Source organism: Nesterenkonia maliinae, from assembly GCF_051262655.1.
Taxonomy (GTDB): Bacteria; Actinomycetota; Actinomycetes; order Actinomycetales; family Micrococcaceae; genus Nesterenkonia.
Genome location: NZ_JBIMEY010000002.1, coordinates 256,647 through 273,279 on the forward strand (window position 1 = coordinate 256,647; position 16,633 = coordinate 273,279).

15 protein-coding genes are annotated in these 16,633 nt (G+C 59.7%); 11 read left to right on the top strand and 4 right to left on the bottom strand.

Annotated features, from left to right (window positions below):
• Positions 1 to 58 precede the first annotated feature (58 nt).
• The 4 genes from ACHAA4_RS05665 to ACHAA4_RS05680 are packed head-to-tail and all read left to right on the top strand — an operon-like array spanning position 59 to position 3,934.
• Complete coding sequence (locus ACHAA4_RS05665; RefSeq protein WP_435773217.1) at positions 59 to 1,222, top strand: zinc-dependent alcohol dehydrogenase; 1,164 nt, start codon at positions 59 to 61, stop codon at positions 1,220 to 1,222.
• Entirely contained in the window at positions 1,222 to 1,929 is a 708-nt protein-coding gene (locus ACHAA4_RS05670; RefSeq protein WP_435773218.1) for a 4-carboxy-4-hydroxy-2-oxoadipate aldolase/oxaloacetate decarboxylase, read from the top strand. The genes ACHAA4_RS05665 and ACHAA4_RS05670 overlap by 1 nt, the downstream gene beginning before the upstream one ends.
• Positions 1,905 to 2,936, top strand: coding sequence for an amidohydrolase family protein (locus ACHAA4_RS05675; protein WP_435773219.1), 1,032 nt, complete (start codon positions 1,905 to 1,907; stop codon positions 2,934 to 2,936). The genes ACHAA4_RS05670 and ACHAA4_RS05675 overlap by 25 nt, the downstream gene beginning before the upstream one ends.
• Positions 2,933 to 3,934, top strand: a complete 1,002-nt coding sequence (locus ACHAA4_RS05680) for a substrate-binding domain-containing protein (protein WP_435773220.1) — start codon at positions 2,933 to 2,935, stop codon at positions 3,932 to 3,934. The genes ACHAA4_RS05675 and ACHAA4_RS05680 overlap by 4 nt, the downstream gene beginning before the upstream one ends.
• Before the next feature lie 47 nt (positions 3,935 to 3,981).
• On the opposite strand, the gene ACHAA4_RS05685 is transcribed toward ACHAA4_RS05680, so the two are convergent.
• Entirely contained in the window at positions 3,982 to 5,238 is a 1,257-nt protein-coding gene (locus ACHAA4_RS05685) for an NAD(P)/FAD-dependent oxidoreductase (protein WP_435773221.1), read from the bottom strand.
• Positions 5,239 to 5,288: 50 nt separating this feature from the next.
• Positions 5,289 to 6,020, bottom strand: a complete 732-nt coding sequence (locus ACHAA4_RS05690) for a FadR/GntR family transcriptional regulator (RefSeq protein WP_435773222.1) — start codon at positions 6,018 to 6,020, stop codon at positions 5,289 to 5,291.
• 351 nt (positions 6,021 to 6,371) lie between these two features.
• On the opposite strand from ACHAA4_RS05690, the gene ACHAA4_RS05695 reads away from it, so the two are divergent.
• From ACHAA4_RS05695 to ACHAA4_RS05710, 4 genes are all read left to right on the top strand, one after another.
• Positions 6,372 to 7,916 (top strand): tripartite tricarboxylate transporter permease, encoded by a 1,545-nt coding sequence (locus tag ACHAA4_RS05695; RefSeq protein ID WP_435773223.1) that lies wholly within the window; start codon positions 6,372 to 6,374, stop codon positions 7,914 to 7,916.
• 26 nt (positions 7,917 to 7,942) lie between these two features.
• The gene (locus ACHAA4_RS05700; protein WP_435773224.1) at positions 7,943 to 8,479 is read left to right on the top strand and encodes a hypothetical protein; all 537 of its coding nucleotides are present in this window, start codon (positions 7,943 to 7,945) and stop codon (positions 8,477 to 8,479) included.
• A 41-nt stretch (positions 8,480 to 8,520) separates the two neighbouring features.
• Positions 8,521 to 9,576, top strand: coding sequence for a tripartite tricarboxylate transporter substrate-binding protein (locus tag ACHAA4_RS05705; RefSeq protein WP_435773225.1), 1,056 nt, complete (start codon positions 8,521 to 8,523; stop codon positions 9,574 to 9,576).
• A gap of 110 nt (positions 9,577 to 9,686) precedes the next feature.
• Positions 9,687 to 10,856 carry an MFS transporter gene (locus tag ACHAA4_RS05710; RefSeq protein WP_435773226.1) on the top strand — a complete coding sequence of 390 codons (1,170 nt, stop codon included), beginning with the start codon at positions 9,687 to 9,689 and terminating at the stop codon, positions 10,854 to 10,856.
• Positions 10,857 to 11,755: 899 nt separating this feature from the next.
• On the opposite strand, the gene ACHAA4_RS05715 is transcribed toward ACHAA4_RS05710, so the two are convergent.
• Positions 11,756 to 12,346 carry a hypothetical protein gene (locus ACHAA4_RS05715; protein ID WP_435773227.1) on the bottom strand — a complete coding sequence of 197 codons (591 nt, stop codon included), beginning with the start codon at positions 12,344 to 12,346 and terminating at the stop codon, positions 11,756 to 11,758.
• Between the two features lie 665 nt (positions 12,347 to 13,011).
• On the opposite strand from ACHAA4_RS05715, the gene ACHAA4_RS05720 reads away from it, so the two are divergent.
• From ACHAA4_RS05720 to ACHAA4_RS05730, 3 genes are all read left to right on the top strand, one after another.
• Positions 13,012 to 13,686, top strand: coding sequence for a DUF8548 family protein (locus tag ACHAA4_RS05720; RefSeq protein ID WP_435773228.1), 675 nt, complete (start codon positions 13,012 to 13,014; stop codon positions 13,684 to 13,686).
• Positions 13,687 to 13,798: 112 nt separating this feature from the next.
• Positions 13,799 to 14,728, top strand: a complete 930-nt coding sequence (locus tag ACHAA4_RS05725; protein WP_435773229.1) for a restriction endonuclease — start codon at positions 13,799 to 13,801, stop codon at positions 14,726 to 14,728.
• Between the two features lie 307 nt (positions 14,729 to 15,035).
• The gene (locus ACHAA4_RS05730) at positions 15,036 to 15,713 is read left to right on the top strand and encodes a hypothetical protein (protein ID WP_435773230.1); all 678 of its coding nucleotides are present in this window, start codon (positions 15,036 to 15,038) and stop codon (positions 15,711 to 15,713) included.
• A gap of 63 nt (positions 15,714 to 15,776) precedes the next feature.
• On the opposite strand, the gene ACHAA4_RS05735 is transcribed toward ACHAA4_RS05730, so the two are convergent.
• Positions 15,777 to 16,622 carry a hypothetical protein gene (locus ACHAA4_RS05735; protein ID WP_435773231.1) on the bottom strand — a complete coding sequence of 282 codons (846 nt, stop codon included), beginning with the start codon at positions 16,620 to 16,622 and terminating at the stop codon, positions 15,777 to 15,779.
• Positions 16,623 to 16,633 lie beyond the last annotated feature (11 nt).

Sequence of the window (16,633 nt, forward strand, 5' to 3'; positions counted from 1 at the left end):
GTACCGGATGCTAGCCTGGTATAACCATTATGCCAATCTTGAGCTCAAGGACGTGCCCATGACTAATTCAGTGATCGCGGCGGTGCGTACAGCACCCCAGGTGACCGAGATGCGCGAGTTTCCCAAGCCGCAGATCGATGCCGACTCTGCATTGCTCAAAATAGAGGTGGCGGGCATCTGCGGCACCGACGCCAAGCTGTACTTCTCCCCTCCCGATACCCCCTCGACTCAAGGGCCCGTCATCATGGGGCACGAGAATGTCGGTGTGATCACCGAGGCAGGAGAGCGGTTCAGGCTCCGGCACGGTCTTGCAGAAGGCGACCGCGTCTTCGTCGAGCACTATGTGGCCTGTTACAACTGCCAGTGGTGCCGCATCGGCGAATATCGCCACTGTGAAGCTACAGACTGGCGCACCAACCCAGATGCTCGTAGGTTCGGGTACACATCCTCGGATATGCCGGGACGCCTCTGGGGCGGCTTCGCCGAGTACATGTACTTGCCCTGGAATGCGGTACTACACAAGGTCCCCGAAACCATGTCGCCTGAACTAGCGGGACTCATCATGCCGCTCTCGAACGGCATCGAGTGGGCGCTGCTCACGGCAGGCATCGGTTATAACGACACGGTGCTTATCCAAGGCCCCGGCCAGCAGGGACTCGCGCAACTCGTCGCCGCGAAGCAAGCGGGTGCCTCACGGATCATCGTGACAGGTACCAGCCGTGACAAGGAGCGTCTCGATCTCGCACTGGAACTCGGTGCCGACGATGTCATCGACATCCTCACGGAGGACCCACGCGAAAAGGTCATGGACCTCACCGAGGGGCGCGGGGTCGACTACGTACTCGACTGCACGTCGCGAGCCGGAACAGCACCCTTGTTGCTCGGAGTCGACGTGCTGACGCGTCGCGACGGCACGCTCCTAGTTCAGGGTGAACTGGCTGCGTTCCCCGACTTCCCACTGAAAAAGATTACCGAGAAGTCGATCACCATCAAGTCGGCACGGGGCCACTCATATCGGGCCTGCGAACTCGCCGTGGCACAGATAGCCTCAGGCAGGTTCCCGCTCGAAAAACTCGCGACTCACCGGTACGGCATTGATCAGGTCGATCACGCGATCCGGGTGCTCGCAGGCCAGACCGACGAGGATGCGATACACATCTCGATGATGCCCGAGATGATCGGCCAACCGGGCGGCCGAACGAGCGCGAAAGTCACACCCTGATGGCGGGCCTCGTCGTGACGGGCGCGCCCCGCACGCCCATCCATCTCCTCGACGCGCTTGCCAAGTACGGTGTCGCCACGGTGCACGAAGCACAGGGCCGTAACGGGCTGCTCGCATCGGAGATCACACCCGTCCAGAGCGGAACGCGCGTCGCGGGGACGGCTGTGACAGTCACGGTGGCGCCTGGCGACAATACGACGATCGCAGTCGCGGTTGAGCAGTGCCAGGAGGGCGACTTGCTGATTGTGACTCCAACGGCACCGTGCGACATGGGATATTTCGGCGACTTACTCGCCACCTCGCTCATGGCTCAGGGCGCGCGAGGCCTGGTCATCGACGCCGGTGTGCGCGATGTTGCCGACCTCAAAGCCATGGGCTTCCCGGTTTGGTCGCGGCATATTTCCGCCGAAGGAACCACTAAAGGCAACCTTGGAGATGTGAATGTTCCCATCTCCATCGCGGGTCAGATCGTACACCCAGGGGACGCGGTCCTCGCCGACGATGATGGGGTCGTAGTGGTGCCACGAAGGAAGGTCGATGCGGTGTTAGGCGCCGCGAAGGCGCGCGAAGAAAAAGAAGAACTCTCCCGCGTTCGGTATCTCACAGGTGAGATCGCGCTCGACGTGAACACCATGCGGCCCATGCTCGAGGCTGCAGGGATTCGATACCTCGACTACGGCACATGGGAAGAGGAGAGAACATCATGATTATCGATATTCACGGTCACTACACGACAGAACCCGAACCGCTTCAACAGTTCCGTCAGGCCCAACTCCGAGGAGAGTCACCGAGCGTGGCAACTCTCAGTGCCAAGGTCTCGGAGGACGCGGTCAGGCAAAGTGTCGAAGAAAACCAGCTCCGAGTTTTGCGTGAGCGGGGCGGAGATCTCATGTTGTTCTCTCCGCGTGCCTCTGGGATGGGTCATCACGAGTCAGATCCAGATATCGCGGATAGGTGGGCGATTGCATCCAATGAAATGGTTCACCGTGTCAGCGAACTCTTTCCCGCACACTTCGCTCCCGTCGCGCAGCTGCCCCAGACACCAGAAGGAAACCTCAAAGGCGTGCTCGCTGAGCTGCGCCGGACCGTGGAGGAGCTTGGATTTGTCGGGGCCAATCTCAACCCAGACCCCTCCGGGACATGGGCGGGTAAACCACTGACGGATCCATCATGGTTCCCGATCTACGAAGCCGCCGAAGACCTCGACGTCCCCCTCATGGTTCATGTCTCAACAGCATGCAACCCGAACTTCCACACCCTCGGCGCGCACTACCTCAACGCCGACACGAGTGTCTTCATGCAGTTACTCCCCTCAGATCTGTTCACCCGGTTCCCCGGATTACGGCTCATCATCCCCCACGGCGGCGGTGCCGTCCCCTACCACTGGGGCCGCTACCGCGGACTTGCCATGCGCAATGGGTGGCAAGACCCCTCCGAGCTCCTGCGTAACGTGTTCTTCGATACGGCCGTCTATCACCAGCCCGGATACAACCTCCTCCTCGATGTGCTCCCGTCATCAAATGTGCTCTTCGCCTCGGAGATGCTTGGCGCCGTGCGAGGGGCCGATCCGGAGACCAGCGTGGAATGGGATGACACCCTCACATATCTGAAGGGCTCTGACCGCCTACCGGCGGACTGGGACGCAATCACACACAAAAACGCATTGCGCGTCTATCCGCGGCTTGCCGCGAGGATAGAAGGGAATAGGGGATGAGTCGCTTGCAACTGACTTTTGCGTGCGGCGACTACGACCGCACGCGCGGAATTGAAGATGGAAGCGTGGCCGTCGACGGCATCGATCTCACATACCTGCGGTTGCCCGTGGAGGAGACATTCTTTCGCATGGCGAGGCACCAGGAGTTCGATGTATCGGAAATGTCACTGTCGACTTACGTCTCAACCCTCAATGCGCTCGACGCGGGAGACGAACCACCCTTCGTCGCACTGCCGATCTACACGTCGCGTCAATTCCGCCACGGCGGCATGTTCATCAACACTGACGCCGGTATCGAGAAGCCCTCCGATCTTCGGGGTAAACGAATCGGCATGCCCGAAATGCAGCTGACTGCATGCGTGTGGCAGCGAGGAATCCTCGCCGACCACCACAAGCTGCCACTCGACGCGTCGAAGTTCTTCACCGGCGGACAAGAGAAGCCCGGGCGGATAGAGAAGGGCGTGGTGGACGTGCCGTTCGACGTCCATCGGATCGCGTCGGACCGTACACTCTCGGAGATGCTCGCTGGGGGCGACCTGGATGCGATCTTCGCGCCCCGGATTCCGAGTACTTTTGAGGGACCAGGTGGTCGCGTCGCGCGGCTATTCCCAGAGACGAAGGAAGCCGAGCAGGCATACTTCCGGGACACTGGAATCTTTCCTATCATGCACGTGGTCGTTTTGCGGCGGGAGTTGTATGAGCGCCATCGATGGGTGGCTCAATCGCTGACGAAGGCGTTGACCGTGGCGAAGGCGCAGGCGACAGCACGTATCTATGATTCCTCTGCACTACGGTTCATGGACCCATGGCTGATGTTCCACCTAGAAGAAGCCCGTGACGTGTTAGGCGAGGACTACTGGTCTTACGGGCTGGGGGCATCTGATCGAAAGGTCCTCGGAACTTTTCTCCACTATCACCACGAGCAGGGCTTGTCTGGAACCCGCCGAGAGCCTGAAGACCTGTTTGCCCCCGAGGCGTTGGAGTCCTTCGTCATCTGACACAGTTCGGCCCGAGTGCTCTGGGAGCACTCGGGCCGTTTGCACTGTTACCTCGTTAAATAGGACTTCAATGGGATGTCTGTGTCGCCGGCAACCTCTGGCGGGATATTGCCGCCTGTTTCGAGCAAGCGCCGCACCGCCATGTAATCGCGCGTAGCGTTGACTGACTCGATTGAGGCGAGCTGGCCATTGCGGTAATAGAGCGCGGAGAAACGCTCGCTGTCGGGTTCACCCCGGACCACGACTTGGTCGTAACCGATCGCGAGGCCGGCCATCTGTAGTTTGAGATCGGCTTGATCTGACCAAAACCACGGTACCGCCACCGGAGTTGGCTCGTGCTCCATCAATGCTGCGGCTGCGGCTTTCGCCTGCGCGATCGCATTGGGCACAGATTCCAGCCGTACAGGACCGTGGATAGGGTGGGAGCTCACCGCGCAGTCACCTGCCGCCACAATGCCTGGAATGCGAGTGCGCCCGGACGTGTCGACGTCGATCCCGCGATCACTCGCCAGCCCCACCGACGCGGCAAGGTCAGTGTGTGGGATTAAACCGATGCCAACGATGACAACATCGGCTTCGATTACACGGCCGTCAGCCAGCTCGACCCCGGTGACGCTGCTGGTTCCCTGGAAGCCTGACACTGCGGCACCGAGCACTATCTCGGTGCCGCGGCGCTGATGCGCGTTTGCATAGAAACTGGACATCTCTGGGGCGACTACGCGTGCCATGAGGCGATCCTGTGCCTCTAGAACCGTGACATTCTTACCGCTCGCAGTCGCTGTTGCAGCGATCTCGAGCCCCACGAAGCCGCCGCCAACAACAACAACGCGAGACGCCTGATCGAGGGATCGCCTCAGCGCGACAGCATCGTCGACGGTTCGCAGGTAATGGATGCCTTCGAGTTCAGAGCCATGTACGCGCATGCGACGAGGTGTCCCACCCACCGTAAAGGCGAGCCGATCAAACGAGAGCATTCGACCGGTGTGAGTGACTGCTTCGCCTGATCCCTCGATGGAATCGTCTAACGTGATCGTTTCGATCCATTCGCCACAGACAAGAGCGATGTCATTGGTCGTGTAATAGTCGGCACCGCGCAGCTGCAGCTCCTGTTCGCCAGCCTTGCCGCTGAGGAATGCCTTCGACAGGGGCGGACGCTGGTATGGGGAGCGGTTCTCTCCTCCGACTACGGTAATCGGCGCTGTGTCACCTAGTTCGCGAAGACTGGCCGCGAGCTGCAGGCCCGCTTGGCCGGCACCGATGATCAAGGTATGGCCGGATGGTCGCGCCGTTGCTGTGTGATCCATGATCCTCCTTAAGGGTAGGACCATTAGACCACACTAAACTGTGGCGTGGGTCACTGCGCGGCGACGCGCTGTGCCGTTCGCTCCAGATGTTCAGTCAGGATGGCTCGAGCCTGCTTGAGGTCATGGGACTCGATCGCATTTATGAGGTCACTGTGCTCCTCTACGCCCTTGATGCCCATGTCTGGGGCGGCGTCTTTCGCCGCACGAAGAGATGAGATGAGGGGTCCGTGGAAGCTGTGCATAAGCGCCTCAATCGCTGGATTGTGAGTACAGGCTGAAAGCTTTACATGGAACGCCGCAGACATCTCTGTTGCGTAGATGCCTTCCGCCTTTGCGGCCTTGGCGCCAGCTACGAGGTCGCGGAGCTCAACGATGTCCTCCGGAGTTGCGCGCTCCAGGACCAGGGGAAGGATTCCGAGCTCGAATATCTGGCGAGCCTCCGTGGCGGCGCTTGCTGATATGGGCGAAAGGGTTAAAAGGTGCGCGAGGTTGTCTCCCACGATTTCTGGCGAGGGGGAGGTGAGGAAGGACCCACCGTGTGCGCCGAGCCGTACCTTGATCAAGCCGGTTGCTTCAAGGACCCGCAAGGCTTCTCGTACTGTAACGCGACTGACCCCGAGCTGCTGGCAAAATTCACGTTCGTTCGGCAGGCGGTCCCCCGGTTTCAGGTTTCCATCTCTGATCAGTTGCTTGATCTGGTCCACGATGGCGTGCGAGGCGCGTTCTACATTCACCTGGTTAAACAGCTGCGCAGGTGGGGGGTTAGTGGGGGTGTCGGACAATAGCGTCTCCTGTGATTCAGGTGCACCGAGATCAGTTGAAGACCGCGGTCGTGGGGCTGGGTGCTCAGTGACTGTCCGCGTGGGGACGGTTCTGGGTCACATTATGAGGATACTCGCCTGTCGCCTTTCGGCTCATTGGTGGTATGGTCCATCCATTGACCGTATGATGTGGGTCACACGCTAGAGTTCGCACGAGCGCCGAATGCAGCGCCTTGTGAGTTGAGACAATGAGGAAGGGCGTTCAATGGTGTCTGCCACACGAAGGCGAGTCGCGAGCCGGGTCCCTCGACAGACCGATCACAAAGTCGCAGTACACGCTTCGCGAGTTGGCAACATGCGGGGGTGTCTCGCATGATCGATGCAATCACCAGCGGCCTCGATCAGGTGCTCCAGTGGGAGACCCTGGCACTGATGGTGGTTGGCATGCTCGTCGGGTTCGTCGTCGGGATCTTGCCTGGCCTCGGTGGTGCCGTCGCTTTGGCACTCCTCCTTCCCTTTACGTTCGCCATGGAGCCGGTCCAGGGAATTGTCTTTTTGCTGAGCATGTGGATTGTGACCGGGACCGCCGGCGACATCACGTCCGTCTTGTTCGGTATACCCGGTGAAGCCACCTCAGCTGCAGCGGTGCTCGACGGTTACCCCATGACCAAAAAAGGGGAGGCCGGTCGAGCGCTGGGAATCGTTCTGACTAGCTCTGCCATCGGCATGCTGTTTGGTGCCGTTGTCCTGGGTCTCTTCATCACCATAATTCGGCCCCTAGTGCTCATGCTCGGACCACCAGAGTTCTTCATGCTGGTACTCCTGGGGTTGGCATTCGTCGTCACGCTTGCGGGCAAGAGCCTCGCTAAGGGAATGGCCATGGTCGCTATTGGGCTCCTCGTGTCCTTCGTCGGGTCTGATCCAACCGCGGGACTCCCTCGGTTCACATTCGATCAGATGTATCTCTGGAGCGGCATACCACTGATTCCGGTCGTCGTCGGGCTCTTCGGTGGCGCCGAGGTGCTTCAGTTGATGTTGACTCGGTCAGCTATCGCCAGCGGCACACGAAGCGATGCCAAGATCACTGGCACGATGCGCGGGGTCACCGATGCGCTACGTCACTGGCCTGTCGCCATCCGTTCGTCCTCCATCGGTGTGATCATTGGCATGCTCCCTGGTCTTGGTGGCACGGTTGCCCAGTGGATCTCGTACGGGCAGGCACGTCAGTTCTCAAAGAACCCTGACCAGTTTGGCAAAGGCGCTGTCGATGGGCTTGCCGCGGCTGGGGCGACAAACAACGCGAAAGACGCCGGATCGCTCATCCCCACAATTGCTTTTGGAATTCCGGGTGGTGCGGCCACTGCTGTCATGCTCGGCGGTTTCCTGATTCTCGGCATCAATCCAGGCCAGGACATGCTGACCACGCAGCTAGACATCACTTTCTCGATGGTGTGGACGGTTCTGATCGCAGGTCTCCTCGGAGTTGTGCTGGCATTCGCGCTGGTGCGGCCGCTCGCTGCCTTGACCAGGATTAGTGGCCCCGTCATCACGCCGATCCTGTTCATGTTCATCGTGATCGGCGCCTACACAGCGAGTAACAGTTGGGGCGATCTACTCGTCATGCTTGGAGCCTCCGTACTAGGTGTGGTGTGTCTGCGCTGGGACTGGCCCCGTGTGCCGTTCCTGCTCGCCTTGGTGCTGGGGGCACTGCTTGAGCAGTATCTAAACCTCTCCAACACTCTTTTCGGCTTGGACTGGCTCACCCGGCCGGGTGTCATCATCATCGGTCTCGCCGTGACGGCCTCACTGTTCTTCAGCATCCGCTCATCACGACGTAGCCGCCGTGCAACTCGCACGGACGGGCGGGACAAGAAGGTCGGGTCCCCAGTCATCGAAACGATCGGAAAAAAGAAATGACGGTCCAGTCCACGACCAGGTCAGCTATGCCGGACCTCGTCATCTCCTGCGTGGTGCTTGTGTTGTGCGCAGGGGCATTAGCCCTGAGTTTCACCTACTCGCCTGTGGTCTCCCTGCTGCTGCCGCGTCTGGCTGCGGGGTTGGGCATCCTGTGCGCGGGATTGATGATCGCTAGTACGTCGCGCGCGCTGGCAAGTCGGCGCGAGAAGACCAAAACGGTGGGCACTACCAGCCCCGTTGAAGAACGCACAACAGTTCCGGATCCTACCGAGGCCGGAGTCGACGTGGACCCAAACGATGCGGAGTATGTCCTTTCGCACACCTCGCGAGGTGTGTGGTTGTCCACACTCGGTTTCATCGTTGGATTCTTCCTCGTTCTCTACCTATGCGGACTATTCGTCGCTGCGGCCGCCTTATCCCTGAGCTACCTGGTCGTCGTTGGCAAGAAGTCCTGGCTCTTTGCCTCCATGTATGCAGTAGTCCTGACCGGGCTGCTGTGGATCCTCATGCGTTGGGTTACATACATTCCCAGCCCCCGCGGAGTCTTGTTCTCCGGCGGATAATTTCCGTTCGAATCACCAGAATTACCAAGGAAGGTAAATTCATGTTTCAGAATAAATCCCACGTCACTCGTGTCGCATTAGGTGCAGGTGTGATCGCCGCTCTCGGGTTGACTGGCTGTACCGCGTCGTCCTCATCAGAATCAGGCGCCGGTGAAGCCACGGCTGAAGGGTGTTCGTCCCTGGCAGGGAGCAACATCGAGCTCGTGATCCCATACGACGCCGGAGGCGGATACGACGTGCTCGCCCGTCTTGTCATTCCAGGGCTAGAAAACGCACTGGATGCCACGGTGACCCCAATCAACAGGCCCGGCGCGGGCGGTCTGCTTGCGATCAATCAGCTGAGCGCGGCGCCCGCTGATGGTAGCCAAATTGGCATAGTCAATGGAACGGGTGCTGCTGCTGCGATTCTGGCAGGCGCAGAAGGGCCAGAGTTCGGATTCGACGATCTCAGCTACCTTGGCCGCGTCGCGATCGACGACCTGGTCGTCACCACTAACGCAGACAGCGAATACCAGACGTGGGAAGACGTCCAGGAAAGCGACGGATTCAGGTTTGGCTCGACCGGCCGCGGTTCCTCTGACTACATCGTGGCCAACGCAATGATCGAGACATTCGACCTACAGAACGCCGAGGTCATCGTTGGTTTCGACAGCCAGTCTGAGGCCGACCTTGCGCTTATCCAGGGCAACGTAGACGCGATCGCTGGTCCGCTCGATAGCCGCCGCGCAAGTATCGAGAGCGGTGAAACGACCGCTGTGCTCTCGTTTGCCGATGAGGCCCCCGACGACGCGGGCGACGCTGCTGTCTTTAGCGAACTCGATCTCTCTGAAGACGGACAGGGCATCATTGACGGAATCAAACTGCTGACCGAGTACGGCCGCCCCCTCGTCGCGCCAGCGGGGATGGAAGAGGAGACGCTCAGCTGCCTGCAGGACGCGCTGGCAGCTGCCATGGAAGATCCCGAGGTTCTTGACCAAGCAGAGGAAATGCAACGCGAGTTGTCCTACCTTTCGGGACAGGAACTCACCGACGAGGTCGTTCCAGCTTTCGAGGAGCTCCCGGAAGACTTCATCGAAGTCCTTGAATCCTCATACTGACGGGTAGAGATACATAACCAGCGGGCCCTTCGCCTCCGCAAACACTGCGCGGAGGCGAAGGGCCCGCTTCTCTTTGTGCGACCGGGAGGTCGCGAGGACGGGCATATGACATGACGTCGGCGAATGACAGTGCGGCGCCCACGCCGCGACGGGAAGACATCCTCTCGCAAACCACGGCCTTTCTGTTCTCCGTCGCACTCGGAATGGCGACTGTTGCGGTTCCGCTTGTGGCCACGGCAGCTGGATACCAGCTAGCAGCCGTGGGATTTCTAGTTGGCGCATCCGCCATCGCTCAGATCGTCGTGAGAGCAGGAATGGGCGCGATGATGGACCGCTTCAGCACGCGGACCTTCATCCTCGCAGCATTGATTCTGCTGGCGGCCTCCTGCGTTCTCCTCGGCGTGAGCAGCGAGCTGTGGGCATTTGTTGTTTCACAGCTCCTTCAAGGAGCCGCTCGAGCCTATTTCTTTACGGGTATGCAGACGCACGTGGTGCGCGCTTCGCGACCGGCGGTGTCTGCTCTGGCCATCATGAACGTGACCAACGGTGTGGGGCTACTGATTGGCCCCCTTATCGCTGGGATCATTGGTGCCTTCTCTCTCACGCTTGTGCTCTTCATCGCTGCTGGCGTTGCCGTACCGGCTCTGCTGAGCTGTGCGTTCCTTATCCGGTACGAGCCCTTCTCGAAGCCGCGGAGGGAGCCGAGCGAAAAAGCCGTGCCTATGTGGCGGCGCGATGGCGTCACGATGGCAGGGTGGATGGGCGCGACCGCTGGAGCGTGGAGGGGGATCCTGAACTCCTATGTGCCCGTTCTCTTGACTGAGGCAGGGCATTCGATCCCACTTGTGGGAGCTACGACTACGCTGGCGAACCTCGCAGCTCTCGTAGGTTCCAGTATTGCGAAGCCAGCTCATCGGTTGGGGGTGAAACTTTCTGGGGCCCTGGGAGCGGGTTTTGCAGTCGTAGGGTTGGCTTTTATGGCGCTATTGGCGCCACAACTTCTGTGGGCGGGGGTGTTCTTATTCATCTCGGGCGTGGGAGCCGGAGTCCTGCAGACACTTGGCCCAGCGCTCGCCACGGATGCGGTCGGGTTGGAAGAACGAGGGCGGGCGATCGCATCGGTCGGAACGTTCCGGGCCATCTCACTCCTTATCACCCCTATGAGCATTGGTGCCCTGATATTCGTCGTTCCTTCCGCGGCAGTCGCAACCGCGACTGTCGCCGTCCTTGTGGGAATTCCCGCCATGGCGATGAGAGGCGGCCCGAAAGGGTTTAAGTAACCCGACGGTGGTGTCTTATTTCGGAGACAAACTCCCCACGGGATGAGTTTCGCTGCGAGCAGTTGGCCAGGTTTCGCGCTGGCTTGCGCCGGCTGGAAACTCTCTGCACGATGCTGCGCGACTGGACCCTCTACAAGGCCCGCCGTCCCGATCGCGTCTGGGCATTCCCTAGCGGCTTGACGAAAACCATAGAGGCACGCCGGCTCATGGGGCAACTGGGGGCGGAGGATCACGCCCAGAGACCGGAGCGGTCGATACCACTCATCCTGCCGGAGAAGCGGTGTGATTAGAAGCGACCGTGGCCAGGTGGTGGCAATGGCTCAGCGGAACTGCGGAGTCTACGCGGAACTGGTTCGGGGAGGATCCCTCCGCTCAACTACCGCAACAAGTTCCGCGCGACTATACGCCCAGCTCAGAGGCGCATCTGGGTGAATTCCTGCGGAAGTGCGGAAGTTATCTCAGCGGAAGTCCCCTTCTGTTAACCACAGAAGAAAGTGGGGTTGTAAGAGGGGGCGAGAAGCAGCGTGACAGCTTCCGCACTTCCGCAATCATGCAACGACTCAAGTAACTCGTCCACTCTGCCTACAACCTCATTCACACGCACGAGCTCCCAGAGAAGGGGGACATCCCTCTTCGTAGGGAGCTCGGGAGGGGGTGGGCTGCGTGGGGAGGTGTTCGTTTAACGCGTCGGGGCAGCAGAACGTCTGTACAGCCAGGCGAACTGCAGGAGTCACCGGCAAGATCCTAGAGAAAAGTAGCTCAGGATATTGGTCTATCGGTTCAGCCTGAGCCTTGGGCCAAGATGTGCTCCCTCAGTGTCAGACGAAGAGGACGCGGAAGCGAGGATATGCATCCTGATCCGGGTTTTAGGTATGACCAGACAGTGCTTCCGCCTGCCGTTAAAACCCATCAGCGCCTGCCAGTTCTGTCATCAGGGTCGAGTAGTCCCTCATGCTGGTGAAGCCTGGGCAGAGGTTCGGATCATCGTAGTCAGCGGTGCCGCTGTCCACCGTGGTGGTGCTGCCCATGCCTGCCGGCGGAAGGTTGTTGCTGTCCACCTTCACGAAGAGCGCGCAGGCGCTCAGTGCGGAGGCCGCCAGCTCGGCGTTCTCCGCGACCTCGACGATCAGGATCCTAGGGCCCATGATCTCGGAGTCCAGTACCCATTCGCGGACCAGGGCGTCAGAGGTCACTGTCGGATCAGCACAGTGCAACGCGATCGTCACGCCGTTGGCGGGGTCGTGCTGGTCCGCGGCCTTCATTCGGTTCTTCGTGAGCTTCAGACCCAGCGAATCCGCGAGTGCGCGCGACTGCATCGCACGCAGCACCGGATCCTCACCGAAGACGATGACTGTCGCACCACCGACCGAGCGGACCTTCTTGTCGAGGTCTACTGCTAGGTGATCCGTGTCGTAGTTGGGACCGTAGGCCCTGATCTCATGGTCGTCCATCAAGGTGTTGCTCCCGCTCTTCTCGGAGGTGAACGGCATGTGCCACATGTGAAGGTGATGGTGGGGGAGAAGCGATTCTCCCGACGTTTTCGGGCCCTGGCGCCATCTTAATGATGATCTGCTCCACAAAACCTTAGACGGTCACTCGGGGCTCATCAGTGCCTGTGAGACTGCGGAAGCTCTGCGGAGCTGACTCGGAAGGCGCATCCGCTAAAGGTCCGCACCGAGTTCCGAGCAGCTATCCGCCCAGGTCGCAGGCGAATCTCAGCGAAAACCTGCGGAAGTGCGGAAGTTGTCCCCGCGGAACGCCCCTTCCTGTTAACCACAGAAGAAAGTAGGAATGGGGCAGGAGGAGAGAAGTGGTGAGACAACTTCCGCACTTCCGCAGCGCTCGAGTAGCAGGACCTCTCCGCCTACAACCCCATCCCCACGCACGAGCTTCCAGAGAAGGGGGACAGGCCTCTTCTGGAGGGAGCTCGGGGGAGGGGAGAATCGCTTGAGGAAATGTTCGTCCAGCGGGCCACCGGCGGAAGCATGGTCTTGCCGCTGGCTTGGCTGCGCGAGGACCCATCGAGTGAAGGGCGAGTCCGTTGACCGATCGTATTGCAGCAGTCCGCCAAGGTGCGGAAGCCAAAGGAGGGGCCCTCTCTGCGAAGTTCCCATAAGGTCCGGGTCCGCGCATTCTGAACATGTAATCTTCAGTTATGACCGCTGCCACTGATAAACCAAACATGACGGCCCTACTTTCAGCAATCGACTCGCTACCTAAAGAGTTCTTCACGGCCTACCGTGGTGGTTACCCGGATGAGATCGGATTAGCACTCGTAGACGCCGTCTATTCCATCCAGGCCTCCTATGATTCGGAGCACCCCGGCAAGGGCGTGCTCAACCGGGTGAAACAGTTCAGGTCCGATCACCCCAACGCGGTTGACGACCTACGTGTACTTGCCTCTCTAGACGAACATGCCATCCAGAAGGTCATGGGGGAGGGCAAGACCAGCCAACGGACCAAGAGCGGGGCAGTCCTAGAAGCTGCGCGCGCGTTGACAACATTGGAGCCTCCGATCGTCCGTGCTGCGGATTTCACTGCCGAGCGCCGTGAGGACGCGCGGAGGTCATACACCCGGGTGCATGGACTCGGGAAGGTCACCTTCACGTACTTCGCTATGCACCTGGGGGTCCCGGGGGTGAAAGCAGACTCGCTACTGACTCGGTTCGTCGCTCGACACGCCTACGGGGATAAGTCTTTGAAACTGGGCTCAGACCATGTCGTAGCTTTGGTCAACCAGGTCTACGAAGCGCGTCCCCAGATAGCCGAGACCGTGACGCACTTTGAGCATGCGCTCTGGCGCGCGGAGAGCAAGGGAAACGCCAACTGACGGAGGCATGCTGAGATCGCTGATCGGAGGCGGAGAGGACTCCGCGGCGCTGAGTGCATCACAATAAAGGAGACCGAATTGTGTCCCACACCCGCGCGTCCCAAGGGGAACGATGAGCGAATTGCCTGCAGAGTCCAATGTTCCGATCTGGCCACACTTCCTGCCCCACGTTCTGCGAGTGCTCAATTCAGGTGGGGCAGTGCCCCGCAGGAATCTAGTAGAACGCGTACTGGATGCCGCAGAGCTTTCCGAGGAAGCGCGGAAGGAAACTCTCGCCGCAGGCGATGGTCGTGCTGATAACCGGGTCGGTTGGGCTCTGACGAATCTCTATAAGGCAGGGTGGGTCGAACGTCCACAACGTGCCGTCTACCGCATTACCGAGCCGGGGCGGTCTTGGTTCCTGGAGAACCCGAACGCATCACTGAGTTTCAGCGAAGCCGACCGGTTGTTCAAAGACTACTGGCCGGACACCCCACGAGCAGGCAGCATTAGTTCGACCCCCACGCCCATTTCTGAGATCACCGGCCTCGACCCCATAGAGCAGGTCGAATTTGGGGTCGCGCAGCTCAAGGAGAACGTGGCAGAAGAGCTGCTGCGTCGACTCCGGGAAAGCAACCCCACCTTCTTCGAAGACGCGGTCGTGAGCGTCCTACTGGCAATGGGCTATGGAGGTGCAGAACAGCGCGGAAAACGTATTGGTGGAAGCGGTGACGGCGGTGTGGACGGTGTGATCGATCAGGATGCGCTAGGCCTGGACCAGATCTACGTCCAGGCGAAACGCTACGCCGACGGAAACTCCGTGGGCCGCGAGTCAATCCAGGCATTCATGGGTGCACTTCATGGATTCGGAGCACATCGTGGCGTCTTCATCACCTCTAGCAGGTTCACGCAGGGAGCCCGCGACTACGCGAACGCCGTCCCGACAAGAATCGTCCTCATCGACGGACGACGTCTAGCAGAGCTCATGATCAAGTACGGCGTCGGCGTCCAGGTGAAAAAGTCCTACGACGTGGTCGAGATCGATGAGGACTTCTTCGAGTAGTTGGAGGGGGTACCATCGAGCCCGCCGGAGAGCGATGGCAGCCTTGTCGGTGGAGTCGGCAAATTGGGACGTGGACCGCTGCTCCCAATCCAAGGCGGAAGTGAAGCCCCCGGGTTTTCCACGCTTTAGCCCGTTGCGCTGGTTCGAAGCCGGCACCGCGGAGCTACGGAGATCATGATCCTATGGAAAGTGATGTGCTTAGCGAGGTGTTTTGGAACGGCTACCTCGTGCGCCAGATCCTGAGGGTTAGAAAGAATCGCATTGGGCCTTCTCCTGGTCCGTCACTAGAGCGAGGAGCAGTACCTCAATGACCATCTCACCACCTCGGATCGCGCTCCTGCCCGACTCAGCAGATTCGCGGCTGCTGACCGACCTAACCAGTCATGCCAACGACCTGTCGGAGGCGGCCAACGCTTTGAAGGGCGCCTTCAGCCTCGGTGAAGGGTCCGAACTTTGGGAACCCCTGACCTCGCATGCGGTCACTGCTTATATTCGTCCGTTCATCACTTCAAACGTCCAGGCGCGCCTCGATCAGATGTCTGAGATTCCGCCCGTACCGCTCGAGCTGCTATCCGTGCACGACACCATCCGGAAGTACCGCAACACCGCTGTGGCTCACTCCCAATCTGAACTGGTCATGCCCCTGCCGCTGGCCATCCTCAATGATGAAGGCCAGGGTCGTGACGTCGTGGGGATAACACTCACTCATCCGATGCCCCTTGCCTTCGCGGAACACTTCGCCGCCTTGATCGCCGCGATGGAGAACATCGTCGATCAAGCAACAGAGCCGGTTCTGGAGCGATTGCGTTCGTGGTTGCGGACTGAGACTCCGGAGACAATCCAGAGTTGGCGACAGCCCAAAGTCGCTTTTTCCGAGGACGCGGATTTCAGTGCTACACGAAGAAGGAAACGGGACCCGCACTTCATGTTCTATGCGCACATTGAACCGCTATCCGAGGGTGAGAACTCTTTGGAGGTCGGCTGAGCTACCCGCTGCCCTATGAATGGCGGGAAAACTCAAGCCTGTTAGTCCCTCCATGATCCCGAATTAATCCTTAGTCTCTTTGTCATCTCCAAGCGCGCGGGGACTATCGCTGAGCATCTCCACGTTCTCATGGGGAGGCACTGTGTGTGCCGCCGGATCATGGTCTTCTTCCCCTGGCTTCTCTGGCTTCTCTGGCGTCATCGGCGCGCCGAAAACTCGAATCAACTCAGCGGAAGTCGCTTCGTCTAGCAACAGGGGATTGGTCTCGAGCATGACCTTGATACGATCCACAAACTGTTGAGGCGTTAGTTGAGTCTTAGGGCTCTTCGACTCAAGGGTGTGGTCATCTTCAATTTTCGCGTTGGATAGGATCCATAGCTGCTCATCTTTGAAAACTCCGGCGGCAAGCATCGCCCGGAATCGTTGTTCCCACTCGCTACTCCGCATTTTGATTCTGGATTCTACGACGGCACGCTCCAAGGCCCGAGTAGTTGTCATCAACTCCGTACTTGGCATGGCCGAAGGCTTGACAGTGTCTGCCCGGTTGCTCGTCTTGCCGACGACCGCGCTGACCCGTTCCCATGCAGCTCGCAGGAGCGGCGAGGCCATTTCAGTCCACCAACGCTTGATGCGTGGGGTTGCCGCGATGACGGCCGTAGCGGTCCCGGCCATGATGAGTGTAGCGATGAGTTCGATCCATTCGCTATCCTCCTCTGGTGTCGATTCTGAGGAGTCGTAGGGCTCGGGCTCCCACGAGTGCTCATTGTTGGATTCGTCAACCCATTCCCAGGCGGCGTGTCCTCTGAGCTCGTTCGTCTCGTTGTCGAATAGATGGCCTGTGACAGCACCATCAACGTTGCGTGACGTGCCGAGGTGTTGACCTTCAGGGACGACGGGCTTATACGGCATACGTTGATATT